Origin of the sequence: Mesorhizobium sp. B2-3-10 (genome assembly GCF_006442275.1) — a bacterium.
In the GTDB taxonomy this organism is placed as follows: Bacteria; Pseudomonadota; Alphaproteobacteria; order Rhizobiales; family Rhizobiaceae; genus Mesorhizobium; species Mesorhizobium australicum.
The window spans coordinates 120,070-144,359 of sequence record NZ_VFVT01000003.1; the positions used below are offsets into that span (position 1 = coordinate 120,070).

Genomic DNA, 24,290 nt, shown 5'->3' on the forward strand with positions numbered 1-24,290 from the left:
GCTTTCGCCCGGCGGTTGCAGATCATGGCCGTACGGTGCCGCCGATCAATAGGGGCAGGCGTTGTCGGCTGTGTAGTCGTGCACCTTGACTGTGCCGGCGATGATGTCGGCCTTGGCTTTTTCGACGGCCGCCTTCATTTCGTCGGTCACCAGTGCCTTGTTGTTGTCGTCCATGGCGTAGTCGACGCCGCCTTCCTTGAGGCCGAGATTCTCGACGCCACCCTTGAAGGTGCCGTTCTTGCCATCCATGAAGGCGGTGTAGACGGCAACGTCGACGCGCTTCAGCATCGAGGTCAGCACCTTGCCGGGCTGCAGGCCGTTCTGGTTGGAATCGACGCCGATGCCGAGCTTGCCGGCATCGGCCGCCGCCTGCAGCACACCGACGCCGGTGCCGCCGGCGGCCGCGTAAACCACGTCGGCGCCCTGGTCGATCTGCGTCTTGGCGATCTCGCCACCCTTGGCCGGATCGTTCCACGCCGCCGGCGTATCGCCAGTCATGTTCTGGATGACGTCGGTCGCGCCAGCGGACTTGGCGCCGCCGACATAGCCGCATTCGAACTTGCGGATCAGCGGGATGTCCATGCCGCCGACGAAGGCAACCTTCTTCGACTTCGACGCCATCGCGGCCATGATGCCGACGAGATAGGAGCCTTCATTCTCCTTGAACACCAGCGAGCGGACATTGGGCAGGTCGACCGCATCGTCGATGATGGCGAAGTTGAGGTCCGGGTATTCGGCCGCGACCTTCTTCAGCGCATCCTCCCAGGCAAAGCCTGCCATGACGATCGGGTTGTGGCCGTCCTCGGCGAAGCGGCGCAGCGCCTGCTCGCGCTGCGAGGCGTTGGACACTTCGAACTCGACATAGGCGACGCCGGTCTCGGTCTTGAATTTTTCGGCGCCATGGTAGGCAGCCTCATTGAAGGATTTGTCGAACTTGCCGCCCAGATCATAGAGGATGGCCGGCTGGACATCCGCGGCGAAAGCCGGAAGAACCATTGCGGTTGCGGCCAGAAGGCCGAGAACGATACGTTTCATGTGATCCACACCCTGTCGGTTATTTTTTCCGTTGCACACCGCCTGCTGCCCGGTTCTCCGGCAAGCAAACGACGTTAGCCAGGAGTGTATTGCCCTCCCGCTCCCGGGCAATCTGGCACGGCCCGAAACAAAATTCACGCGGAATTTTGACCTTTTGGAAAAGCGTGCCACGGGCAAGCCAAGCCGCGATCCGATCTTGCGTGCAAGCTTTCAGCAGCCGGCCGGAATGGTGCGGGAGATGGGTTCAGTTCGCGGCGAACTGTCCCGTGCGCCGCTGCCGCCGATAGCCGATGGCGTACAGCAGCAAGGCCAGCACCGCGAAGACGGCAAAGCCCGGCTGGTTGAGCACCCAGGCGATGACTGTGTCCCACAGCAGCGGACTGGCCTTGGCGCGGACGAAGGTTTCGAAGGCGGCCCGCGTGTCCGGCGAGACGGCCAGCCAACTGGCGTTGAGCGGGGTCAGCACAAGGGCCGAAGCCGCCACCGTGCGCGTCGTGTCGAGCACCGCCATAATGACGGAAACCGATAGCGCGACCATGGCCGCAAGACGAAAGACGAAGCGAAACATCAAGGCTCTCCCCCGGTTCCCCCTGGACGCTGACCAGAAGACCGCCGGTACATGTCCGAAACAGAAATAGAATGCGTGCGGTTCAGCTGCAATCGCGATACGCGAATTTAAGGCCCGCGCTTTTCTGGGCCCTATGCGACCGGCTCGCGCCTGGGGCGGTGAACGAGCCAGACGGCAAGAATGCCTCCGGCAATGGCGCCGACCACCAGCCCGGCCAATCCGATGAAGGCGGCAAAGTAGCCGCAGCCGCCCTCGAAGCAACTGACCTCGGCGACATCGGCGATCACCGAGCCAGCCAGGAAGCCGCCAACCGCGCCAATGACCGCGCCCAGGACGATGCCGAGCAAGGCAGCCACGATGGAAACGAAGACCGACGGCGCTTCGATCCGCGACCTGGCATAGACGCCCTCGGCGCCGGACCCACGGCGCAGCAGATAGATGCAGAGCAGGCCGATGGCGATTTCGGCGCCGCCGATAAGCAGGCTCCTGGCGGAAAAGACGAAATCGGGCACGGCGAGCACATAGGCCTGCCTCGCCAGCACCCAGGCGATGGTCGCCACCTGCCAGATGATGAACTGGCGCGGGAAGCGCGCCGAGCGGCCAAAGGCAAGGCCGAGCAAATAAAGCCCCCACAGGATGGTGATGATGTCGACGGCAAGCCCGCCAAGGAGGAAATAGAAGATCCTGTCCGGCAGGCCGGAATTGCCGGTCAGCCACCAGGCGGAGGCCAGGCCGTAGACCGACCACGCCATGACGAAGATGAGCCAGCCCACCGGCACGTAGGACAGCCCGCTGTCCGGGCGCCCGGTTGGCGCCTGCCCCGGCATCCTGCCGCCCGGTTGTTCACTGCCTGATGTCATGCCCGGACGATGCCCCCGCAAAGCCTCCGTTCCACTCGACAGGTGGCCCGCGACGAAGTCAAGCGCGGCCGGCCTTGCGGGCTCGCCTGTGCACATCATTCGGGGCGTCGGCACCTCGAAACGGATGCCGCGGCGGCCTCGCGAAGCGCTGTGTGGCCGGCAAAGCGAATAGACTGTCGTTATGGCTTGGCATTCGGCGCGGGATCGACTAGATGAGCCCCGCGCCTGTTGCTTTGACGGCTCAGGTGCCGGGGAGAGGTGTCCGCTGGTTGGCGGCACCCATAGCGCGGAAATCGCTACTCCTCCCTGAAGGGACTGCATTGTCCCCAACCCGCGCGGCGAAACCGGCCGTCGCGAAAAATGCAAGGACGGAGAGGTGGCCGAGTGGTTGAAGGCGCACGCCTGGAAAGTGTGTTTACGGGAGACCGTAACGCGGGTTCGAATCCCGCTCTCTCCGCCATTCTACAGAATAGCTGAATTTATTCAGCAAATCATGACCTTAGTGGATCGACCACCGGCGACTTAGACCAATCACTTAGACCAAACTGGCATCATTCCTCAATCTGCCCTCGGGCACGCTTCGCCGTCTGCCTTGCGACAATAGGCGGTAAGTATACTAGTGTGCCGTTCTGGTGATCTGACCATCGTGCGACGGACACGGCCCTGGAAGGAGACTTGTGCTCGTTAGAGTTATTTGGATTGTGGCTATCATCTGTTGCATCTATTGGTGGGTTCGAACCGTGGTGCCAACGATCCGGTTAGCTCTTTATTCTGGCATCCTAAAGGTGCGCGGGCGAGTTTACCTGCGCGAGATGCAGCCCATCCGTTTCTGGCTCGGAGTTACTTTCAACTTCTTTGTCATATTCCTTTTTTTGCTCGGTCTGTGGGCTCTATTGAGCCCAGGGTGTTGTGGAGAAAAGGCCCCGGGCGGGGCGATAGTGGGAGCTTGGGACATCCCGCCTATGCCCAACGACCCGGGGAAGTTGAATTAGAGCCCATGCGCCTTCCGGGCCGCTGCTATGGCCTGAGCATGCCCATGGAACACATGCCATTCACCCTTGGCCGCAGCCCTGCGGAGCGCCGGGTAATCGGCCTCGTCGACATGCTCGAAGTAGGTCTGAAGGTTCAGCCCATGCTGCCGTAGCACGTTCCTATCGAGGTGCTGACTGAACGCAGTCTCGACCACAGCCACCTCAACCTCCTCGATCCCGAAGGCTTCACCCACGGGTATCTCTCCGGTCGCGACGTAGGCGTCCACGATGAATTGCTGCTGGGCCTCGCTGTGGGTTTCCCTGAAGCGGTCAAGGCTCCGGTCGGCCATCCGCACAAACTCGGCATGTTGCTTCTCTTGCTTCTCGTCGTCGTTCAGTTCGTCGTCGGCCTCGGCGTCCTCGGCATTGTCCACGGCGGGCAACTCAGGGGCCGAAGCCCCCTCGCCACTCTCGGCCCCCGTGGTTACCTGAAAGACTTTGGCGCGGTGTAGCCACGGGCAGCCAGACCGTCGACCTCGGCCTTGTTGAACTCGTCCTGCGTGATCTGCCCTCGGCCATGTCCTTGGCCTGCTGGTATGAAACCTCGATACCGCCGAGGACCTTGACCGTGGTCTTCTCGACCTCTGCCGTAGGCGGAACAATCCCGACGTCCTGATACCGGATTGCCCTTGGGTCTTCACACCCATGCGCTGGGCTGCAAGCTGCTGGTTGAACTTGGACATCGAGAGTTCGACAGCACGGTCAATCTCCTCCTGCTTGGCCAGCTCTGCCGCCTCGGTAGCAAGGGCACCTTGCTTGGCCCTGTCAGCGTCAGCCTGTGCTTCCTGTGCCGGAACAGGCCCTTGGCCACGAGGGTGTTGTCGGTTTGGAACTTGTTCGGGTTGTGCTCGACAAGAACCGGTCGTCGCGCATGCGCTCGACGGCTTCGGCCAGGCAGGCCAATGATTGTTCGGTTGGCGGATGGTGGCGAGCGCTTGTGCCGGCTCTGGGCAAGGTTGCATAGTCCAACAAAGCGACTCAGCGTGCTGTGCGCATCGGCTCGGAGCAATCGTGATTGGACTTTATGACATCTGGCCTGCTTTTGTGGTCGTCGCGCTGCTTTGGCCGCTTGCGGGCATGCCGCTGTTTCAGCGGGTAGGTTTCGGATCGAACTCCTCCAGGGTGCGGGCAATAGACGGAATGCGAGGCTATCTGGCGCTTGCCGTCGTGCTTCACCACGCCGTCATCTACCATGAAATGCTGGCGACCGGCGCATGGAAGTATCCGCCCTCGGCTTTCTATGGCCCACTGGGACAGGTAGGCGTATCCTTGTTCTTCATCATCTCTGCCTATCTGTTCTGGGGGAAACTGCTGTCGGCCAGGTCCTCCGTGGATTTTCCGACCCTGTTCCTCAAGCGGGCTTTCAGGATCGGGCCGCTCTATGTTGTGGCCGTCGGCACGGCGATGGCTTTGGAGGTCGCCGATGGCGCGATCGACTATTCGGCCTTCGCAACTTACGAGCAGGCATTTTTCAATCTGCTGTTCGGTGTCTTCGGCTACGTCCCGCTTTCGAGTTCCCGCGTCTGCGCATTGGCCTGCGTAACCTGGACCTTGCCCTATGAATGGCTGTTGTATTTCAGCCTGCCGATCGCGGCGATATTCAGCCGGCATCCGGTGGCCCGCATGGGCTTGCCAGCCGTTCTCCTGGTTTTTTCAATTCTCATGTCAGTGAACGGAGGCCGCCCCGCCTACGGCTTTCTCGGACTTTTCGCGGGCGGAATGTTGTGCGCAACGCTTGAAGCACACGGCCTGCTGGTGACGTGGCATCGGCATGCCTTGTCCGCCGCCGCCCTTGTGATGCTGGTGTGTATCTTCGCTGTCTATAAGACTGCCTACGCGCCGGGGCCGATGCTGCTATGCATTGCCACCTTCTTCCTGGTGGTGACGGGCGCTGATTTCTTTGGTCTGCTGACGGCCTCACGCTCAGTGCGGCTGGGCGAGATCAGCTTTGGCATCTATCTCTTGCAGGGACTAGCCTTCGTCTCGACATTCTCCATCGCGCCCGTGCGGGCCTTCGCCATGGACAACCCCGCCCAATATTGGCTCGTGATATTGATTGCGATGGTGCTTCTGATCCTCCTGGCGCTGGTCGCGCATCTTGTGGTCGAAAAGCCGGGCGTCTCGCTGGGGAACCGTCTTGCGGCAGTTCTTCGCCTGTCGACGCATCGCGAGGTGCGTGAGACGACAGCCGCTGACGCGGCGCAGCCCTGGGGCATCGCGGACGTCTCACAAGACAGTCTGCAGGCAGCGCATAACGTCCAAGAGCGATGATTTCCGGGCCGTTCGAATGCTGATTGGCCTGTGCTGGCGGGAACGATGGGGGCATGGCGATCAGAGCACGACAGCCGCTTTTCATGTGAAATCTCCCGGCCCGGAACCTCTTGGCCCGCGGCGCGTTTCACGGCGTCCCGTCCGTGGACCAGCCCGGATATTTCTCCTGGCGCTGCTATAATCAGGAGCCCGCTTCATGTATGACAAGTTGTTTCATCCGCCCGTCGCACTGACCGTCGGTCTCGGCTTCAAGCGCGAAATCGCCTCGCTGGCCGAAATGCACGATTTCCTGACCAACTGGACGACCTCCCGACGTGGTCCGTTTTATCGCAATGCCGTCGAGGCGTGCAGCCTGGCCCTGGAAGGCTGCATCACGAGGGACGAGGCGCGCCATGCGCTTGTTGAATTCGCGGAAGCCACCGGTATTCTCTGGCCCGAGATCGAGCCGGTCATCGTGGCGCGGGCCGTCGCACGCGGCCATGGAGGCTACGCCGCCTGATCGTTTGAGCTGTCATTGCGATGGCCAGCTCGTAAGGCCGCTCCCCCGAAAGCCCGGCTTGGCCCTCCGAGCCCGGCTTTTCCGTTCCATCTTGCGGAGGGTCCGCAGACCAGGCCGCGGTCAATCGCACCAACTCGATGAGATGACGAGCGATGCCTCGAAGACATGGCGCCCGCTCTCGTCGCGCACCTTCACGGTGATGGCCGTTCGGTCGTTTTCGATCATCTCGTCGCGAATGATGTCGGGCAGGATAAGGATTGCCTCGCGCCGCAGACGCTCGCGCGAGTCGAACACCTGACCATGGTCATCCACCGTCAGGCCATCGCCATTGTAAAGGTCGAGAAAGTATCTGGGCATGATGCGGCCGGATCCCGAGCTGATGAAATTTCCAAAAGAGACTTGAGCGACAATTCGCGGGCTAAGCCGTTGTTCCATCAGAGATGATCTTCGTTGGCGAATAAGCGCCTTCTAACAAATGTTAATGCCCGCCGGCGCCCGACGACCTAGTGCTTCGGTAGCCGCCCCTTGCTTTCGACAGTTGGCGATCGGCTCTGAGCCCTTTCGCTGGAGATAGCGGTGCTGGAATCCCTGTATCTGAATCTCGCCCAGCACGACGCGCTTTCCGATGCCGAAAAGGCGCTGCTGGCAGAGGCCATGACTTTCGAGCGGCATTTCGCGGTCGGCCAGGATATCGTCGCATCGGGCGCGCGGCCCACCTATTCGACCCTGGTCCTCGACGGTTTGGCAGCGCGCTACAAGGTGCTCGAGAACGGCGGCCGGCAGTTCACCTCGCTGCAGGTGCCTGGCGATTTCGTCGATCTCCACGCCTTCCTCCTGAAGACGATGGATCACGGCATCGTTGCCATGTCGCCCTGTCATGTGATGTTCGCCGATCACAGCCGGCTTCGCGCCATCACCGAGGAAGCGCCGCATCTGACGCGGCTGCTGTGGCTGGACACGCTGGTCGACGGCGCCATCCATCGCGAGTGGATCGTGGCGATGGGCCGCCGCTCCAAGACCTCACACCTGGCCCATCTCCTCTGTGAGCTTTTCGTACGGCTGCAGGTGGTGCAGCGCACCAACGGCATGAGCTTTCACCTGCCGCTCTCACAGGCCGAGCTGGCCGATGTGCTCGGTCTTTCCGTCGTACACATGAACCGCGTCATCGGCGCCTTGCGCAAAGTCGGCGTCGTCAATTGGGCAAATCACACGGTGACAATCCTGGATTGGCACAGGCTCCAGGAAATCGCCGAGTTCGATCCGACCTATCTCAGCCTGACGCGGGAGCCGCGGTAGAGCGTTCCCAGCAAGGCCGCAAAGCGCGGCGGCATATCCTTCCCGGCAATCCGCGTCGACGAGCTGCTCTTCGACGGCGAGCCGCGCCGGAACCTTTATAGAATTCCTATTTCTTTCCCATCCGCCCCGTCTCGAACCTTTATGGCGATCGGGTCATATTCACGTCGAGCAAAAGCCGTCGGACGCCGCCCAGTGCGGCGCGCTGTCTCACGGTATTGCCGACCTGTCTTTGGCGGGCGAACAGTAGAAACTGGAAGCAAGGAAAAGCACAATGGACATTATTGTTCTTGGGGTCGGGGCTTTGTTCTTCGGTCTTTCCATCGTCTACGTCAAAGCTTGCGACAAGATTTAGGCTGAAGGATCGAACCATGCTTGTCGATTACATCCTCGGCGGTGGCGTGACCTTGTTCCTGCTCGCCTATCTGACATACGCCCTCATTCGTCCAGAACGCTTCTGAAGGCACGGAAAGCCACAGCCATGACACTGAACGGATGGATACAGATCCTCCTCTATTGCGGGATCCTTGTTTTGCTGGTGAAGCCGCTTGGCTTCTACATGCACCGCGTCTTCAATGGTGATCGCACGCCGCTTTCACCGATCCTCGGCCCGCTTGAGCGCGGGCTCTACCGCATTTGCGGAACCAGCGAGCGCGAGGAGCAGCACTGGACCACCTATGCGGTGGCTCTCCTGCTGTTCAACCTGGCGGGCTTCCTGGTGCTCTATGTCCTGCAACGCCTGCAAGGCAGTCTGCCCTACAATCCGGTCGGCATGAGCGCGGTCGACCCAGCGCTCGCCTTCAACACCGCCGCCAGCTTCATGACCAACACCAACTGGCAGAACTACGGCGGCGAAAGCACGATGTCCTATCTCGTGCAGATGGCCGGGCTGACGGTCCAGAATTTCGTTTCGGCCGCCACCGGCATCGCCATTGCAATCGCGCTGATCCGCGGCTTCGCCCGGGCGTCGGGCAAATCCATCGGCAATTTCTGGGTCGATATGACGCGCGCCACACTTTATGTGCTCTTGCCGCTCTGCGTCGTGCTCACCCTGGTCTATGTCTGGCTCGGCATGCCGCAGACGCTGGGGCCTTACGTCGACGCCACGACGCTTGAGGGCGCCAAGCAGACCATCGCGCTGGGGCCGGTCGCCTCGCAGGTCGCCATCAAGATGCTCGGCACCAATGGCGGCGGTTTCTTCAATGCCAACGCGGCACATCCCTTCGAGAATCCCGACGCCATCTCCAACCTGATCCAGATGCTGTCGATCTTCGTCGTCGGCGCCGCATTGACCAACGTCTTCGGCCGCATGGTCGGCAATCAGCGCCAGGGCTGGGCGATCCTCGCCTCAATGGGCGTGCTGTTCATCGTTGGCGTCGCCGTCTGCTACTGGGCGGAAGCCGCGGGCAATCCGCTGGTGCATGCGCTGGGCATCGACGGCGGCAACATGGAAGGCAAGGAGACCCGCTTCGGCATCGCGCTCTCGGCTTTGTTCGCCGTCATCACGACGGCCGCTTCCTGCGGCGCGGTCAACGCCATGCACGATAGCTTCACCGCGCTCGGCGGCATGGTTCCGCTCATCAACATGCAACTCGGCGAGGTCATCGTCGGCGGCGTCGGCGCCGGCTTCTACGGCATGCTGATGTTCATCCTGATCGCCGTCTTCGTTGCCGGCCTGATGGTCGGCCGCACGCCCGAATATCTCGGCAAGAAGATCGAGGCGAAGGAGGTCAAGATGGCGATGCTGGCCATCCTGTGCCTGCCGCTGGCGATGCTGATCTTCACGGCGACCGCGGTGGTGTTGCCGAGCGCGGTGGCGTCGATCGCCAATGGCGGGCCGCACGGCTTCTCCGAGATTCTCTACGCCTACACCTCGGCGGCGGCCAACAACGGTTCGGCTTTCGGCGGCCTCAGCGGCAACACGCCCTGGTACAACATCACGCTCGGCATCGGCATGCTGATGGGCCGCTTCCTGGTCATCATCCCGGCGCTCGCCATCGCCGGCGCGCTGGCGGCGAAGAAGACCGTCCCCGCCTCAGCCGGCACCTTCCCGACCGACGGTCCGCTGTTCGTCGGGCTGCTAGTCGGCGTCATCGTCATCGTCGGCGGCCTGACCTTCTTGCCGGCGCTCGCCGTCGGACCTGTCGTCGAGCACCTGGCGATGATCCATGGACAGACATTCTGAGGCAGACATGTCCTGGTTCAGCAACAAGCGCCGCAATATCAGGCATCGGGCCGATCCGGGGAAGGAGGGGCTGCCGCCTCCCTTCCCGACCATGTCGACGTTTTTTGGGCTTGCCGCCGCCATGATCGCGCTTTGGCTGCTGGCCTACGGGCTTCCTCATCTTTTTTCGGCATCCGACCAGTCGCCGCCGCACACCAACACTGAAGCCGGAGCTTCAAAATGAGTCAGTCAAAGTCAGCCAGCATCATGGATGCCGGCATCCTGTGGCCCGCCATCGGCGGCGCCTTCCGCAAACTCGATCCGCGCACGCTGGCCCGCAACCCGGTGATGTTCGTCGTCGCCGTCGTCTCGGCGCTGACATCGGTGCTGTTCGTCAAGGACCTCGTCACCGGCGGCGGTGATTTGCTGTTCACGCTGCAGATCATCATCTGGCTGTGGTTCACGGTGCTGTTCGCCAATTTCGCCGAAGCCGTCGCCGAAGGGCGCGGCAAGGCGCAGGCGGATTCGCTGCGCAAGGCTCGCACCGAAACCCAGGCCAAGCTTTTGACGGGCGTGGACCGCACCAGGTTCAAGCTGGTACCCGGCACCAGCCTGAAGGTCGGCGATATCGTTCTCGTCGAAGCCGGCGACATCATCCCGTCCGATGGCGAGGTGGTGGAAGGCGTCGCCTCGGTCAACGAGGCGGCGATAACAGGCGAATCCGCGCCGGTGATCCGCGAATCCGGCGGCGACCGATCGGCCGTCACCGGCGGCACGCAGGTGCTGTCGGACTGGATCCGCGTGCGCATCACCGCCGCCGCGGGCCACACATTCCTCGACCGCATGATCTCGCTGGTCGAAGGCGCCGAGCGCCAGAAGACGCCCAACGAGATCGCGCTCAACATCCTGCTCGTCGGCATGACGCTGATCTTCGTGCTGGCCACAGCGACCATCCCGAGCTTTGCCCACTACTCGGGTGGCTATATTTCGGTGACCGTGCTCGTCGTGCTGTTCGTGACGCTCATCCCGACCACGATCGGCGCGCTGCTGTCGGCCATCGGCATTGCCGGCATGGACCGGCTGGTGCGCTTCAATGTGCTGGCCATGTCGGGTCGCGCCGTCGAAGCCGCCGGCGACGTCGACACGCTGCTCCTCGACAAGACCGGCACCATCACGCTCGGCAACCGCCAGGCGACGGAATTCCGCCCGGTCAAGGGCGTCAGCGAGCAGGAACTGGCGGACGCGGCACAGCTTGCCTCGCTCGCCGACGAGACGCCGGAAGGCCGCTCGATCGTGGTGCTGGCCAAGGAAAAGTATGCCATCCGTGCCCGCGACATGGCGACATTGCATGCTGCTTTCGTGCCCTTCACCGCGCAGACCCGCATGAGCGGCGTCGACATCGACGGTTCGTCGGTACGCAAAGGCGCGGTCGATTCCGTGCTCGCCCATGTCAGCCAGACGACATCGGCCAGCCGCGCGACGCGCCCGAACAGCGACACGATCAGGGATTTGCAGGCGATCGCCGACGACGTCGCGAAATCCGGCGGCACGCCGCTGGCGGTCGAGCGGGACGGGCGCCTGCTGGGTATCGTGCACCTCAAGGACATCGTCAAAGGCGGCATCCGCGAGCGTTTCGCCGAGCTGCGCAAGATGGGCATCCGCACGGTCATGATCACCGGCGACAACCCGATGACGGCAGCCGCCATCGCGGCCGAAGCCGGCGTCGACGACTTCCTTGCCCAGGCGACACCGGAGGACAAGCTGAAGCTGATCCGCGACGAGCAGGCCAAGGGCAAACTGGTCGCCATGTGCGGCGACGGCACCAACGATGCGCCAGCCCTTGCGCAAGCCGATGTCGGCGTCGCCATGAACACCGGCACGGTCGCTGCTCGCGAGGCCGGCAATATGGTCGACCTCGACAGCGATCCGACCAAGCTTATCGAGATCGTCGAAATCGGCAAGGCGCTGTTGATGACGCGCGGCTCGCTGACCACCTTCTCGATCGCCAATGACGTGGCCAAGTATTTCGCCATCATCCCGGCCATGTTCGCCGTCTTCTACGTCGCGCCCGGCCAGACCACAGGTCCGCTGCAAGCGCTCAACATCATGCATCTGGCGACACCGCAGAGCGCCATCCTGTCGGCCATCATCTTCAACGCGCTGATCATCATCGCCCTGATCCCGCTGTCGCTGCGCGGCGTGAAGTACCGGGCGATCGGCGCGGGTGCGTTGCTCAGCCGCAACCTTCTCGTCTACGGTCTCGGCGGTATCGTCGTGCCGTTCGTCGGCATCAAGATAATCGACATGGCCGTCACGGCCCTTGGCCTTGCATAAGGATCATTCCGATGCTCAAGCAGATCAGACCCGCGATCATCATGATCGTTTTCTTCACCGTGCTGACCGGGCTCGTCTATCCCATCGGCATGACCGGCATCGCCCAGGCGCTGTTCCCGCGCCAGGCCAATGGCAGCCTGATCGAGAGGGGCGGCAAGGTGATCGGCTCCGAACTGATCGGCCAGGCTTTCGCCAGCGACACGTATTTCCACGGACGGCCGTCGGCTGCCGGCAACGGCTACGATGCCAGCGCCTCCGGCGGCTCCAACCTCGGTCCGACCAACCCGAAGCTGATCGAGCGCATCAAGGGCGACGCGGAAAAGCTGAAGTCTGAGAACCCGGACCAGCCGGTGCCGATGGACCTGGTGACGACGTCCGGCAGCGGCCTTGATCCGCAGATCAGTCCCGAGGCCGCTTATTCCCAGGTTCCGCGCGTGGCCAAGGCAAGGCGCATCGACGAGGCCAAGGTCAAGGCGCTCGTCGACAGCCAGGTCGAGGACCGGGAATTGGGCGTGCTCGGCGAGCCGGCGGTTAATGTGCTGGCCCTCAACCTGGCGCTGGATGCCGCGAAGTAGGTGATGTCCGGCGCCGGGGATCGACACGGTCCCCGGCGCCATTCATGATCGGACCCGATGCCGGACGACAGAAGCTACGTCGAAAACAGACCATCTCCCGACGCGCTGCTAGAGCATGCCGAGCGGGAAGGGCGCGGCCGTCTGCGCATATTCCTGGGCGCGGCACCCGGTGTCGGCAAGACCTACGAGATGCTGATGTCGGGTCGTGCCAGGGTGGCCGACGGTGCCGACGTGGTGATCGGCGTGGTCGAGACGCATGGCCGCAAGGAAACACAGGCCCTGGTCGAGGGGTATGAAGTCATTGCCCGCCGCAGGGTCGACTACAAGGGGCGCGTCCTCGACGAGATGGATATCGATGCCATCCTTGCCCGGCGTCCGGCGCTGGTCCTGGTCGACGAACTCGCCCACACCAACGCGCCCGGCAGCCGCCACCCCAAGCGCTATCTCGATGTCCAGGAAATCCTGGCGCGGGGCATAGACGTCTATACGACGCTGAACATCCAACATGTCGAAAGCCTGAACGATGTCGTCGCCCAGATTACCCGGGTCAGGGTGCGCGAGACGGTTCCAGACTCCATCATCGACCAGGCGGATGATGTCGAGATCATCGATCTGACGCCCGACGACCTGATCAAGCGGCTGGAGGAGGGCAAGGTCTATTTCCCCAACACCGCGCAGCGCGCCGTCGAGAACTATTTTTCGCCCGGCAATTTGACGGCGTTGCGGGAACTGGCGCTGCGCCGAACCGCCCAGCGCGTCGACGAGCAACTGCTCAACCACATGCAGTCCCACGCCATCCAGGGTCCGTGGGCGGCGGGGGAGCGGGTTCTTGTCTGCGTCGATGCCCGTCCGGGCGGGGCAGCCCGCATTCGCTACGCACGCAGGCTGGCCGACAGGCTTCGTGCGCCATGGACGGCGCTTCATGTCGACACGCCTCGCTCCGCCGGCATGTCCGAGGACGACAAGGACAGGCTCGCCACACTGCTGCGCCTCGCCGAGCAGCTCGGTGCCGAGGTGACGACCATCCCGGGCCAGAGCGTCGCGCAGGACATCGTTCGCCATGCGACGGCCAACAATTTCACCCACATCGTGGTCGGCAGGCCGACCCGGTCGCGCTGGCGCGAACTGATCGAAGGGTCGCTCACCTATGATCTGATCCGCAACGCCGGCGACATCAGCGTCCATGTCATCTCCGGAACGGAGCGGGACACCGAAACGTCTTCCAGGAGAGTGAACGCGGCAGCCGAGGAAAGGCATTTCCAGGCCAAGCCGTATTTGCTCGCCACGGCTTACGTTGCCGGATCATTGGCCGTCAGCACTGCTCTCGACCAGTTCCTCGACGTTCGCAATCTGGCGATCGTCTTCCTGCTCTCCGTGCTGACATCGGCGGTGGCCGGTGGTCTCTGGCCGGCGCTTTACGCCTGTTTCCTCAGTGTCCTTGCCTTCAACTATTTTTTCCTCGAGCCACGCTACACGCTGACGATCCGCGATCCTGAGAGCATCGTCGCGATTGCCGTCTTCGTCGCCGTTGCCGTCATCGCCAGCAACCTGACGGCGCGCGTGCAGCGTCAGGCCGCCGCCGCCCGCTCGCGGGCGCGGGCAACCGAGGACATCTATCTGTTCTCCAAGAAGCTCGCAGGCGCCGGCACGCTCGACGACGTGCTCTGGGCCACCGCCTTCCAGATCGCCTCGATGCTGAAGCTGCGCGTGGTGCTGCTGCTGCCGGAGGACGGCACGATCACCGTCAAGGCAGGCTATCCGCCCGACGACACGCTGGCCGAGGCCGACATTGCCGCCGCACGCTGGGCCTGGGAACACAACCGTGCCGCCGGACGCGGCGCCGACACGCTTCCTGGCGCCAAGCGCCTCTATCTTCCCTTGCGCACGGGACGCACCGCAATCGGCGTGGTCGGCCTCGACAGTGACAAGCAGGGCCCGCTTCTGACGCCCGAGCAGCAGCGGCTGCTCGACGCGCTGGCCGATCAGGCGGCGGTGGCGATCGAACGCATCCAGCTCGTCGCCGATGTCGACCGCGCCAAGCTCGCGGCCGAAGCCGACCGGCTGCGCTCGGCGCTGCTGACCTCGATTTCGCATGACCTGAAAACGCCGCTCGCCGCCATCATGGGCGCGGCCGGCACGCTCAAGGAATTCGCGCCCGACCTCCCCGAGCAGGACAGGGCCGAGCTCCTGTCGACCGTGATCGACGAATCGGAGCGGCTGAACCGCTTCATCGCCAACCTGCTCGACATGACCAAGATCGAATCCGGGGCGATGGAGCCGAACTACGCCCTCCATTATGTCGGTGATATCGTCGGCACGGCGCTCGACCGTGCCCGCAAGATCACCAGCGAGCACAAGATCGAGGTCGATATTCCGCCCAACTTGCCGGTGCTGCGGCTCGATCCCGTGCTGTTCGAACAGGTCCTGTTCAACCTTCTCGACAACGCCTCGAAATATTCGCCGCCCGGCTCGACGATCCGCATCCAGGCCTGGGCGGATAATGGCTCCGTCATCGTGCGGATCATGGACGAGGGACCGGGCATTCCGGCGCAGGACCTGGAACGTGTCTTCGATACCTTCTACCGGGTGCGCAAGGGCGATCAGGTGCGCGCCGGCACCGGGCTCGGCCTGTCGATCTGCCGTGGCTTCGTCGAGGCGATGGGCGGCACGATCGCGGCCGCCAACCGGACCGACCGCCCCGGTGGCGCCTTCACCATCAGGATGCAAGTGCCGGCGCAGGCGCGCGATATCGGCAACCGCGGCGACGAGCCCGGCATGGATCGGCCTCGATGACCACTTCGAATGTCAGGATACTGGTCGTCGACGACGAGCCGCCGATCCGCAAGCTGCTGCGGGTCGGCCTTGGCAGCCAGGGTTACGCGGTCAGCGAGGCGCCGAACGCCAAGGCGGCGATCGAGCTGATGGAACAGGAGACGCCGGATCTCGTGCTGCTCGATCTCGGCCTGCCCGGCATGGGGGGCCATGAACTCCTGCGCAAATGGCGGGAGGAGGGCGTCGACGTTCCCGTCGTCATCCTCTCCAGCCGTACCGACGAGGCCGGCATCGTCAGCGCGCTCGAACTCGGCGCCGACGACTATGTCACCAAGCCGTTCGGCATGAACGAACTGGTGGCACGCATCCGGGTGGCGCTGCGCCACAAGTTCCAGCAACAGGGTGAGAAGCCGATATTCCAGAGCGGTGACCTCAGCGTCGATCTTGTCAAGCGCGTCGTCAAGGTCGAGGACAGGGAGGTAAAGCTCTCGCCGAAAGAGTACGACATACTGCGCATCCTGGTGCAGCATGCCGGCAAGGTGCTGACCCACCACTTCATCCTGAAGCAGATCTGGGACGATTCGACAGACGTGCAGTACCTCAGGGTCTATGTCCGTCAGCTCAGGCAGAAGATCGAAAAAACCCCCGACCAGCCGCGCTACATCACCACCGAGACCGGTGTCGGCTATCGCCTGCGTGTCGAGTAAAATAGCCTGTCCGATAAACCTGCGTCAGCCGATGGCCTCCAGAGGCCGATTTGCCGCCGCCGATATCCGCAAGGCGGCGAGACAGCCCAGAATGCCGAGTGGCACGAAGGCAAGGAACAGCCAGCTCGCGACATTGGCCGCCGCGTCGTGATTCAGGCCTTGCGAAAAGCCGCTGGCATTGGCGACGATGCCGGCAATAGCGGCGCCCACGGCATAGCCGATGCGCTGCATGGTCGGCACCGCCGCCGAGGCGATGGTCTGCTCGTCGTCCGGTGCGGAGGCGACGATGACGCGGGTCAGGAACGGCCAGGCAATGCCGAAGCCGCCGCCCTGCAGCAGGGCGCAGACCAGGATCAGCGGGATCGAGCCCAGCGGTATCGTGTAGGCGAAGCCGGCGATGCCCGCCGCGATCATCAGCGCGCCGCAGACGATGATCAGCCTTTCGCGTCGCGGCGGCGCGTTGGCGACGAGGATCGACAGGATCGACCAGGCGATCGATTCGGCGGCGATGATGTAGCCGGTGGTCAGCAGCGGAATGTCGTGCAGGCTGGTCAAGAGCAGCGGCCCGTAGACGCCGAAGGAGCAGGTCGCGATGGAAAAGGCGGCGACCATCGTCATGCCGGCGCCGACCGGCGTGCGCCAGGAGAACAGCCGCGCCGGGAACAGCCTGGAGCGCGGCTTCAGCGTATCGACGTAGAAAAACAGCGCGAGGCCCGTCAGGCCTAGCACGATCAGCAGCGAGGAACGCAACAGGGCGATGTCGACGCCGGCCGAGGCGATCAGCACCACGGCGACGGCAAGGCAGCCAAGCGCCACGAAAGGGAAGGGCGGCGCTTTGCCGGCACTCGTGCTGGGTTTCTTCGCCTCCGGCGTGTTGAGTACGAGGAAGCTTGCCAGCGCCATGGCGGTGCCGCCGAGTGTGAAGACGCCGAAGGCCCAGCGCCAGGACAGCAATTCGGTCATAACAGCGCCAAGCAACGGGCCGCTGAAAGCAGCGACGCCCCAGATAGCCGACATGATACCGAAAAGCTGCGGCCAGATGGCACGCGAAAACAGCCGCTCGACCGATACGAAGGCCAGCGACACCAGCGCGCCGCCGCCGAGGCCCTCGATCAAGCGGCCGGCAAGGAACAATTGCATTGAGGGCGAGGTGGCGCAGATCAGCGCGCCGGCGGCATAAAGCAGGGCCGCGACCACCATGTTGGTGCGCAGCGGAACATAACTCACCAGGCGTCCGGCGGCGGCACCGGCGACGATGGCGCCGAGTTCGTAGATCGCCAGGGACCAGCCGACGAGCTGTACGCCGGCCAGTTCGCCGACCATGGCCGGCATGACCGTCGCCACCATCGTCTCATTGGTGGCGTGCAGCAGGATGCCGAGGCTGATGAAGCAGAAGCGGGCGAGATCGCCGCTTGCCCACAATGCGCGCCAGTCGACCTTGTTGCTGGTGATTTCAGTCATGTTCACCCCTGCCTTTGCCTATCTCGCTTGTAGCGCATGGCGCCAGAGGCCAGTGCGGGCTTCCGGCAGGACCATAAGGATCGACAGCGCCGTACCAGGCGCTGCCTACCCAAGGGCAGGCTTCTAGAACCTCAAGTATGGTTGAGTTCAAGCGGCTTTTTTGCAGACGTTCGCGAAGCCTCTCAATTTCGCCATCCACGGGCGGAGCAGCCGCGTAGCGGCGTCGCGAAGACCCGAGGATCCATGCCGCGACCTGGCTGAGGGGTGCAGCGGTGCTGGGTCCTGGACCGCTGCAGCGCTTCGGAGCCCCGGCATGGATCCTCGGGTCTGCGCCGCGTCGCTACGCTCCTAGCTCCGCCCGTGGATGACGAATCGCTGCGGAAGCCGCCCTCATGGCCCAGTCAATTCTCGGTGCTGCGCAACTGGAATTGGCTGACGCCGATGGCGAGATTGATGCCGGTCTGCGTCTGCAGGCTGAGCGGCTGCAGGGTAAAGGCCTGCGAGGAGCCGCCGACGAGGAGATTGGCGCCGGCGCCGACGGCGGCGGTCACTTCGGCGCTGGCGCCGATGTAGTCGCCGGCCAATGCACCCGGCGCGTAGATGTTCTTCAGCGGCGTCAGCACCAGCCAGCGCATCACCGCCTGCTTGGTCGTGCCGATATCGAGTCCGTATTTGTTGACGGCGCCGAAATAGGCTTCCGGCGCGAAGCTCTTGTCGGCCGGGGTGAAGGTGCAGCTCAAATCCTTGCTCGAGCCGAAGATGAAGCCGGTGCCGCCCGATATGGCGCATTCAAGCGCACCGAGTTCGATACCCTGGTCCTGCGCTCGTGCAGCGCCCGCAAGCATGATCGTGGTCGCGGCAGCGGCGATGGCTGTCCTGAACATGGCGGTCCCCTCAAAATCAAACGGCGCGGAACCATACTATCTGGTTCCGCGCCGCAGGGTGAGGGTCGTGGGAGCGCGTGGCTCCCTGCAATCACTTGAGCGAGTGGATCAGCTCCAGCGAGGTGACGGCGACCGCCAGGTTGACGCCGGTCTGCGCCTGGACGCTGAGTGGCTCCAGCATGAAGGCGCTCTCGAAGCCACCGACCAGCAAGTTGGCGCCGCCACCGGTGACGACGCTCGCCTCGGCGTTGACGCCGTAGTAGCTGCCGGCAAGGTCGCCCGCGTCACGGTCGCGGGTCGCGGCAAACACCGCCCAGACCAACTGGCCCTGGTGCGTCTTGCCGAGATCGACGCCGAGCTTCGAGATGACGCCGGTGTAAATTTCAGACGGCCCGTGATGATAGGGCCGGAACACACAGGACACGCCCTTGTTGGAGGTCACGAGATAGCCGGTGCCGCCATCGATGGTGCAGTCCAGCGTGCCGAGCTGCAACCTGCCGGCGCTGGCCGGGGCGGCAGCGAACATTGTCGTTGCAAGGGCGGCGGCGCAGACGAGTTTCTTGATCATGGGAGGGTCCTTTCGCAATCAGTCTTCAGTAACGTCTCGAGCGCCGCGACCGTTCCGCCGAAAACTTGGCGCGAACAAGGCGAGGGTTAACGGCTTGTCGCGGGGGTTAATACAGGGTTGCCGGATTGGCGGCGATCTTCAACGCCGCGTGTCCTTTCGGATACGCACGATGCAGTGCGCACCTTGCCGTGGGCCTGATGAGCCGACGTCAGCTGACGCGGGCGAGGCCGTCCTTGGCCGGCTGGTAGCTGGGGTTGAGGCGCACAGCCTCGCGATAGGCCTTCGCCGCCTTTGCCTTGTCGCCGCGCCGTTCGTAGATCAGCGCCTGGTTGGCCCAGGCCTCGGCGTTCTGGCCGTCGAGCTTGATGGCCATGTTGAAATCGGAGAAGGCGTTATCCTCGTCGCCGGTCGCCAGATAGGAGAGGCCGCGGCCGTTATAGGGCTCGGCGGCGTCAGGAGCCAGCGAGATGGCGGTCGAGAAATCCTCGATGGCGAATTTGTGCTGGCCCTGGCTCTGGTAGATCAGGCCGCGATTGTGGTAGGCGCGGGCGTCCGTCGTGTCGAGCTGGATCGCCTTCTGGAAGTCGTTGAAGGCATCCTGGGTGCGGCCGGCCTTGCGGTAGAGATTGCCGCGGCCGATATAGGCGGCGTCGTAATTGCCGTTGATCTGGATCGAGCGATTGTAGTCGGCAAGGGCTGCTTCCTGGTTGCCGAGGAAACGCTGGATGAGGGCCCGGTTCGAATAGGCCTGGTAGAAATTCGGATTGAGCTGGATGGCCTGGTTGAAATCCTTGAGCGCCGCCTGGTACTGGCCGCCGCGGCCATAGGCCGAGCCGCGGACATTATAGCCTTCCGGATCCTGGGGATTGCGCTGGATGACCGCCGACAGCGAGGAGATGTTCTCGCTCGACCCTTGCGCCTTGTCGATGTTGTTGAATTCACCGGCCGGGCCCGATGTCTGGCAGCCGGCAAGCACCAGTCCAGAAAGCAGGGCCGCTGTCAGGGCGAAACCACGCAATGCGGTCCCGCGCTCCACGCTTGTTGCGTTCATGTCTGCCCTGTCCTCACTTGCGCCGTCGTTCAGGTCCGGTTCCCCCTCCGGGCCGGGTCACATCAAAATAAAAGGGTGGCGGCGATTCCGCATCGCGCCACCCTGGTATCCTTCGAAAAGGACGAAATATTGGCGATAATCAGCGCGGCGGACGCGCTGCACCGGCGGCACCGCCAGCAGCGACCGGACGCGGGGTCATCGGCAGCAGGCCTTCGCGCTGTGCGCGCTTGCGGGCCAGCTTGCGGGCGCGGCGAACGGCTTCGGCCTTTTCACGGGCGCGCTTCTCGGAAGGCTTCTCGTAGTGGCCGCGCATCTTCATTTCGCGGAAAATGCCTTCGCGCTGCATCTTCTTCTTCAGCGCGCGAAGCGCCTGATCAACGTTATTGTCGCGGACGAGTACCTGCACGGGCAATCCTGTCTTTCGGGTTTGATATCAACAGGCAAGCAGCCATAGCCGCAAGCCTCCGCGGCGCTCGACACCACGAATTGTGGCGGCTGATAGCAGAATCAAGCCTCGCTGTCCACAGTCGAAATGAGAGACGACAGCCAAATTGCCACGTCGCCTGGAGATAGTGTGCCCGTTACGCCGTCGCCAAGTGCAGCCGCTCGAAATCCTCGAAGAACTCACCGTAGTCGCAGGTGATCTCCTCGCCGACGGCGATATCCCGGGTCGCGGTCGCGCCGCCATATTGCGAAAAGTCGGTGTTCGGTGTCGCCGAATGGTTCATGAAGCGGCCATTGTCGACCTCGTAGACCATGAAACCGGGCTTGTCCGGGCTCGGATAGGCATAGCGGTCGAGCAATTCCTTCAGGGGCTGGGGTGCGGCCTCATATTTGTCCATCGGAATCAGCCGGTCGAAATCCGGATCCAGGCGCCAGATCGAGGCGCCCTTCCGGATTGGTTCGGCGGCGAACATGCCGACGCCTTCGATTGCGCTCTGGGCGACATAGGTTCGGACCAGCATCATGGTTTCACAACCCGTCTTGGCAAGAAGACCCGTTTCGACAGGAAACGGAATCGCCAAATCGCGCCGAAAAAGCAAGAGCGGCGGCCTGCGTCACAACGACGAACAGGCAGTTCTCCGTAAAAATCCTTCACGTCCGGTTGATCGACACACCGCCATCGGCAAACAACGCGGTACCCGTGGTGAAGCTCGAGGCGTCAGAGGCAAGGTAAAGCGCCGAGCGGGCGATCTCTTGCGGCTGGGCCATGCGTTTCAGGGCATGGAGGCCCTCGACGAAGGCGCGGGCCTCGGGTGTGGTTGTCGTCGCGCCGGGTGTGTCGGTGCCACCCGGCAGCAGCGCGTTGACGCGCAGTCCCTTCGGTCCGTATTCGGCGGCCAACACCTGCGTCAAACCGATCAGGCCTGCCTTGGCGGCAGCGTAGGCGGCCATGCCCGGCATGCCGGCGGTATAACCGACAAAGCTCGATGTGAAGATCAGCGAGCCGCCGCCGCGCTCCAGCATGGCCGGTATCTGATACTTCGCGCCGAGAAAGGCGCTGGTCAGGTTGGTGTCCATCGTCCCGTGCCATGTCTGTGCCGACATGTCGGGGACGGAGCCCATCAATCCGACGGAGCCGGCATTGTTCAACGCGATGTCGAGGCCACCGAAGCTGCCGACCGCCAGCTCGACGAGGGCTTTCGCATAGCTCTCGTCGGTGACATCTCCCGCGAGAACGACGGCCGTGCCGCCGGCGTCCTCGATTTCGGCGGCGAGTGCATCGAGCTCCGCTCGGCGGCGAGCGGAAATGACGAGCCTGGCGCCTTCCTCGGCGAACAGCTTTGCCGTGGCGCGGCCGATGCCGGAACTGGCACCGGTGACGATGGCGATCTTGTTGGCGAGTGCGAGCATGTTTGGCATCCTTGTCCTTCGCGCCAGCTTCGCCGGCGATCGGATGCTTGGTCGCAAATCGGCAGAACAGCAGCCACCCGAAAGCTGCAGAGATCCGCGCCACTACTGCCGCAGCAGCCATGCCAGACGATCCAGCGAGAACGCGTAGCTGATGACGATCAGCAAGGCCATGATGATGGCCGTAATGGTATGGCCCGCCAAATGGAAACCCGCGGCGCCGCCGAACAGGACGATGAATTCCAGCGCCAGCCTGACAGCGCCCGGTACAGGCACCGGTGCCCGGCCCGACCGGCTTGGATCGTTGAGGACCGCGAAGATACCCCATGCCGCGGCTGCGGCGAGCGGCAGGGCAATGGCGAGGACCCAACGCCACGCTTCGTCCGAAAGGCTCCAGCCTGCCGTGCCGAGGCCAAGCAAGGCGGCAAGCTCCAGCAGGAAGCGCAATGTGAGATTCCACCAGGCGTTGCCCATCATCATCCTCCGAATCCCAGCGCCGAGAAGTGTGACTGAAGGCAATCGTGGGAGCCAGGCCGGATAGCTCTTTTTCAGCGCGGCGCAAAACGGCAAGCGCCGTCGCAAACAGCGCAAGGGTGGCAGCGCTGTTTCGCTAGTGATACACCTCGCGCGCCGGGGCTTGATGATGAACGCCCGGCTGCCATTTGCGAGGCTGGAACGTGAAGAAATATTCGGTATTCGCCATCGCCCGCGAGGCCATGCGCGGCCACAAGGGCTGGGAGGAACAATGGTCCTCGCCGGAGCCGAAGAAGGAATACGACGTTATCATCGTCGGCGCCGGCGGCCATGGGCTGGCAACCGCCTATTACCTCGCGACCGTGCACGGCATCACCAATGTCGCGGTGCTGGAAAAGGGCTGGCTGGGCGGCGGCAATACCGGCCGCAACACCACCATCATCCGTTCCAACTATCTCTATGACGAGAGCGCCGGGATTTATGACCATGCGCTGAAGCTCTGGGACGGGCTCTCCCAGGAGCTCAACTACAACGTCATGTATTCGGCGCGTGGCGTCATGATGCTGGCGCACAATGTGCACGACATCCAGGTGCTGAAGCGCCATGTGCACGCCAACCGGCTCAACGGCATTGACAATGAATGGCTGACACCCGAGCAGGCGAAAGCATTCTGCCCGCCGCTCAACACCTCCAAGGACGCACGCTATCCGGTGGTCGGTGCGGCGCTGCAGCGTCGTGGCGGCACGGCGCGCCATGACGCGGTCGCCTGGGGTTATGCGCGCGGCGCCTCGGCGCGCGGCGTGCACATCATCCAGAACTGCGAGGTGACCGGCGTCAAGCGGGCCGCCAATGGCGCGGTGACGGGCGTCGACACGACGCGCGGCTTCATCGGCGCCAAGAAGGTTGGCGTCGTCGCCGCCGGACACTCCTCCGTCATCATGAACATGGCCGGCGTGCGCATGCCGCTGGAAAGCTATCCGCTGCAGGCGCTGGTGTCGGAGCCGATCAAGCCGGTCGTGCCTTGCGTTGTGATGTCGAACACGGTGCACGCCTATATCTCGCAGTCCGACAAGGGCGAGCTGGTGATCGGCGCCGGCACCGACCAGTATGTCTCCTATTCGCAGACCGGTGGGCTGCACATTCTTCAGCATACGCTCGACGCCATCTGCGAAATGTTCCCGATCTTCACGCGCATGAAGATGCTGCGGTCGTGGGGCGGCATCGTCGACGTCACACCCGACCGCTCGCCGATCCTGGCCAAGACGCCGGTGCCCGGCCTCTACGTCAATTGCGGCTGGGGCACGGGCGGCTTCAAGGCGACGCCGGGGTCCGGGCATGTCTTTGCCCACACCATTGCCAAGGACGATCCGCACCCGATCAACGCGCCCTTCACCATCGAGCGCTTCCGCACAGGCCGCCTCATCGACGAGGCGGCGGCCGCGGCGGTGGCGCACTGATGATGATGGCCGAGGTGGCAGTCGCGGTGCCGCTGATGCTGGCGGGGGAACAGGGCATGTTCCATGTTCCGACGGCGCAGGAAGTGCGGCTGCAGCCGATCAGCCGTGCGGGAAACGAGACCGGCTGGCCGTTTTCTGTCGACGAGGGAATGCTCGCCTGCGTCTGGAGTGTCGGCCAGAAAGTGGTGATGTTCTTCGAAGGCAGGCCGCATGGGCTGGATGAAGACGAGGATTTCCAGCCGCGTGGCGTCATCGTTACGACAGATCCGATGCAGCTGACGCTCGGCAACATGGCCAACCGCGATCTGTTCAGCGCGGCGACGAGCGTCGAGGAGCGGCTGCGGCTCGTCGCTCCCTTCATGACCATGGGCCAGAAGCTTTGCGATCAACCGGCTGGCGCGCGCGTCGGCCACGGCGAATTGTAGGAACAAACAC

Annotated in this window: 25 protein-coding genes and 1 tRNA gene; 13 read left to right on the forward strand and 13 right to left on the reverse strand. The window is 63.5% G+C overall.

Going from position 1 to position 24,290, the window contains the following annotated elements; genetic code table 11:
* Positions 1 to 45: 45 nt before the first annotated feature.
* From FJ943_RS10270 to FJ943_RS10280, 3 genes are all read right to left on the reverse strand, one after another.
* Entirely contained in the window at positions 46 to 1,035 is a 990-nt protein-coding gene (locus tag FJ943_RS10270) for a BMP family ABC transporter substrate-binding protein (protein WP_015315759.1), read from the reverse strand.
* A 244-nt stretch (positions 1,036 to 1,279) separates the two neighbouring features.
* Entirely contained in the window at positions 1,280 to 1,603 is a 324-nt protein-coding gene (locus FJ943_RS10275; protein WP_140661735.1) for a hypothetical protein, read from the reverse strand.
* 131 nt (positions 1,604 to 1,734) lie between these two features.
* Entirely contained in the window at positions 1,735 to 2,463 is a 729-nt protein-coding gene (locus FJ943_RS10280; RefSeq protein WP_246671852.1) for a DUF2569 domain-containing protein, read from the reverse strand.
* A gap of 370 nt (positions 2,464 to 2,833) precedes the next feature.
* Between FJ943_RS10280 and FJ943_RS10285 the strand changes: the two genes are divergently transcribed.
* Positions 2,834 to 2,923, forward strand: a tRNA-Ser gene (locus FJ943_RS10285).
* Between the two features lie 528 nt (positions 2,924 to 3,451).
* Here the strand turns inward: FJ943_RS10285 and FJ943_RS10290 are convergent.
* The gene (locus FJ943_RS10290) at positions 3,452 to 3,868 is read right to left on the reverse strand and encodes a hypothetical protein (protein ID WP_140721219.1); all 417 of its coding nucleotides are present in this window, start codon (positions 3,866 to 3,868) and stop codon (positions 3,452 to 3,454) included.
* Between the two features lie 637 nt (positions 3,869 to 4,505).
* Here FJ943_RS10290 and FJ943_RS10295 point away from each other — a divergent pair.
* Complete coding sequence (locus FJ943_RS10295) at positions 4,506 to 5,765, forward strand: acyltransferase (RefSeq protein WP_140721221.1); 1,260 nt, start codon at positions 4,506 to 4,508, stop codon at positions 5,763 to 5,765.
* 196 nt (positions 5,766 to 5,961) lie between these two features.
* Positions 5,962 to 6,264, forward strand: a complete 303-nt coding sequence (locus FJ943_RS10300; protein ID WP_140721224.1) for a DUF982 domain-containing protein — start codon at positions 5,962 to 5,964, stop codon at positions 6,262 to 6,264.
* A 120-nt stretch (positions 6,265 to 6,384) separates the two neighbouring features.
* On the opposite strand, the gene FJ943_RS10305 is transcribed toward FJ943_RS10300, so the two are convergent.
* Positions 6,385 to 6,621 (reverse strand): hypothetical protein, encoded by a 237-nt coding sequence (locus FJ943_RS10305; protein ID WP_140721227.1) that lies wholly within the window; start codon positions 6,619 to 6,621, stop codon positions 6,385 to 6,387.
* 219 nt (positions 6,622 to 6,840) lie between these two features.
* On the opposite strand from FJ943_RS10305, the gene FJ943_RS10310 reads away from it, so the two are divergent.
* The 8 genes from FJ943_RS10310 to FJ943_RS10345 all read left to right on the forward strand — a co-directional run bounded on the left by FJ943_RS10310 (position 6,841) and on the right by FJ943_RS10345 (position 16,109).
* Positions 6,841 to 7,560 (forward strand): Crp/Fnr family transcriptional regulator, encoded by a 720-nt coding sequence (locus FJ943_RS10310; RefSeq protein WP_140618800.1) that lies wholly within the window; start codon positions 6,841 to 6,843, stop codon positions 7,558 to 7,560.
* Positions 7,561 to 7,928: 368 nt separating this feature from the next.
* Positions 7,929 to 8,018, forward strand: coding sequence for a K(+)-transporting ATPase subunit F (kdpF, locus tag FJ943_RS10315; protein WP_015315765.1), 90 nt, complete (start codon positions 7,929 to 7,931; stop codon positions 8,016 to 8,018).
* 20 nt (positions 8,019 to 8,038) lie between these two features.
* Positions 8,039 to 9,742: a potassium-transporting ATPase subunit KdpA gene (kdpA, locus tag FJ943_RS10320; protein WP_140721229.1), complete on the forward strand. Its 1,704-nt coding sequence runs from the start codon at positions 8,039 to 8,041 to the stop codon at positions 9,740 to 9,742.
* 7 nt (positions 9,743 to 9,749) lie between these two features.
* Positions 9,750 to 9,965 carry a hypothetical protein gene (locus FJ943_RS10325; protein ID WP_140721231.1) on the forward strand — a complete coding sequence of 72 codons (216 nt, stop codon included), beginning with the start codon at positions 9,750 to 9,752 and terminating at the stop codon, positions 9,963 to 9,965.
* Entirely contained in the window at positions 9,962 to 12,055 is a 2,094-nt protein-coding gene (gene kdpB, locus FJ943_RS10330; protein ID WP_140721234.1) for a potassium-transporting ATPase subunit KdpB, read from the forward strand. Before FJ943_RS10325 ends, kdpB begins: the two co-directional genes overlap by 4 nt.
* Positions 12,056 to 12,066: 11 nt before the next feature.
* A complete protein-coding gene (gene kdpC, locus FJ943_RS10335) occupies positions 12,067 to 12,630 on the forward strand; it encodes a potassium-transporting ATPase subunit KdpC (protein ID WP_140721236.1) in 564 nt (187 codons plus the stop codon).
* Between the two features lie 57 nt (positions 12,631 to 12,687).
* Entirely contained in the window at positions 12,688 to 15,423 is a 2,736-nt protein-coding gene (locus FJ943_RS10340; RefSeq protein ID WP_140721239.1) for a sensor histidine kinase KdpD, read from the forward strand.
* On the forward strand, positions 15,420 to 16,109 hold the full coding sequence (locus FJ943_RS10345; RefSeq protein ID WP_140721242.1) for a response regulator transcription factor: 690 nt from the start codon (positions 15,420 to 15,422) through the stop codon (positions 16,107 to 16,109). Before FJ943_RS10340 ends, FJ943_RS10345 begins: the two co-directional genes overlap by 4 nt.
* A 24-nt stretch (positions 16,110 to 16,133) precedes the next feature.
* Here FJ943_RS10345 and FJ943_RS10350 read toward each other — a convergent pair whose 3' ends face one another.
* The 8 genes from FJ943_RS10350 to FJ943_RS10385 all read right to left on the reverse strand — a co-directional run bounded on the left by FJ943_RS10350 (position 16,134) and on the right by FJ943_RS10385 (position 22,404).
* Positions 16,134 to 17,570, reverse strand: coding sequence for an MFS transporter (locus FJ943_RS10350; RefSeq protein WP_140721245.1), 1,437 nt, complete (start codon positions 17,568 to 17,570; stop codon positions 16,134 to 16,136).
* 401 nt (positions 17,571 to 17,971) lie between these two features.
* Positions 17,972 to 18,454, reverse strand: coding sequence for a DUF992 domain-containing protein (locus tag FJ943_RS10355; RefSeq protein ID WP_015315773.1), 483 nt, complete (start codon positions 18,452 to 18,454; stop codon positions 17,972 to 17,974).
* Positions 18,455 to 18,545: 91 nt separating this feature from the next.
* Complete coding sequence (locus FJ943_RS10360) at positions 18,546 to 19,022, reverse strand: DUF992 domain-containing protein (RefSeq protein ID WP_140721248.1); 477 nt, start codon at positions 19,020 to 19,022, stop codon at positions 18,546 to 18,548.
* A gap of 208 nt (positions 19,023 to 19,230) precedes the next feature.
* Positions 19,231 to 20,073 (reverse strand): tetratricopeptide repeat protein, encoded by an 843-nt coding sequence (locus FJ943_RS10365; RefSeq protein ID WP_127275461.1) that lies wholly within the window; start codon positions 20,071 to 20,073, stop codon positions 19,231 to 19,233.
* A gap of 139 nt (positions 20,074 to 20,212) precedes the next feature.
* Positions 20,213 to 20,479, reverse strand: a complete 267-nt coding sequence (rpsU, locus tag FJ943_RS10370; RefSeq protein WP_010911429.1) for a 30S ribosomal protein S21 — start codon at positions 20,477 to 20,479, stop codon at positions 20,213 to 20,215.
* A gap of 175 nt (positions 20,480 to 20,654) precedes the next feature.
* Positions 20,655 to 21,041 carry an SET domain-containing protein-lysine N-methyltransferase gene (locus FJ943_RS10375; protein WP_140721251.1) on the reverse strand — a complete coding sequence of 129 codons (387 nt, stop codon included), beginning with the start codon at positions 21,039 to 21,041 and terminating at the stop codon, positions 20,655 to 20,657.
* A gap of 127 nt (positions 21,042 to 21,168) precedes the next feature.
* On the reverse strand, positions 21,169 to 21,927 hold the full coding sequence (locus FJ943_RS10380; RefSeq protein WP_140721254.1) for an SDR family oxidoreductase: 759 nt from the start codon (positions 21,925 to 21,927) through the stop codon (positions 21,169 to 21,171).
* 102 nt (positions 21,928 to 22,029) lie between these two features.
* The gene (locus tag FJ943_RS10385) at positions 22,030 to 22,404 is read right to left on the reverse strand and encodes a DUF2568 domain-containing protein (RefSeq protein ID WP_246671853.1); all 375 of its coding nucleotides are present in this window, start codon (positions 22,402 to 22,404) and stop codon (positions 22,030 to 22,032) included.
* A 197-nt stretch (positions 22,405 to 22,601) separates the two neighbouring features.
* Here FJ943_RS10385 and FJ943_RS10390 point away from each other — a divergent pair, with 197 nt between their 5' ends.
* Together FJ943_RS10390 and FJ943_RS10395 are read left to right on the forward strand one after the other, a co-directional pair.
* Positions 22,602 to 23,855, forward strand: coding sequence for a sarcosine oxidase subunit beta (locus tag FJ943_RS10390; protein WP_140661744.1), 1,254 nt, complete (start codon positions 22,602 to 22,604; stop codon positions 23,853 to 23,855).
* A 2-nt stretch (positions 23,856 to 23,857) separates the two neighbouring features.
* Positions 23,858 to 24,280, forward strand: a complete 423-nt coding sequence (locus tag FJ943_RS10395) for a hypothetical protein (protein WP_140619005.1) — start codon at positions 23,858 to 23,860, stop codon at positions 24,278 to 24,280.
* Positions 24,281 to 24,290 lie beyond the last annotated feature (10 nt).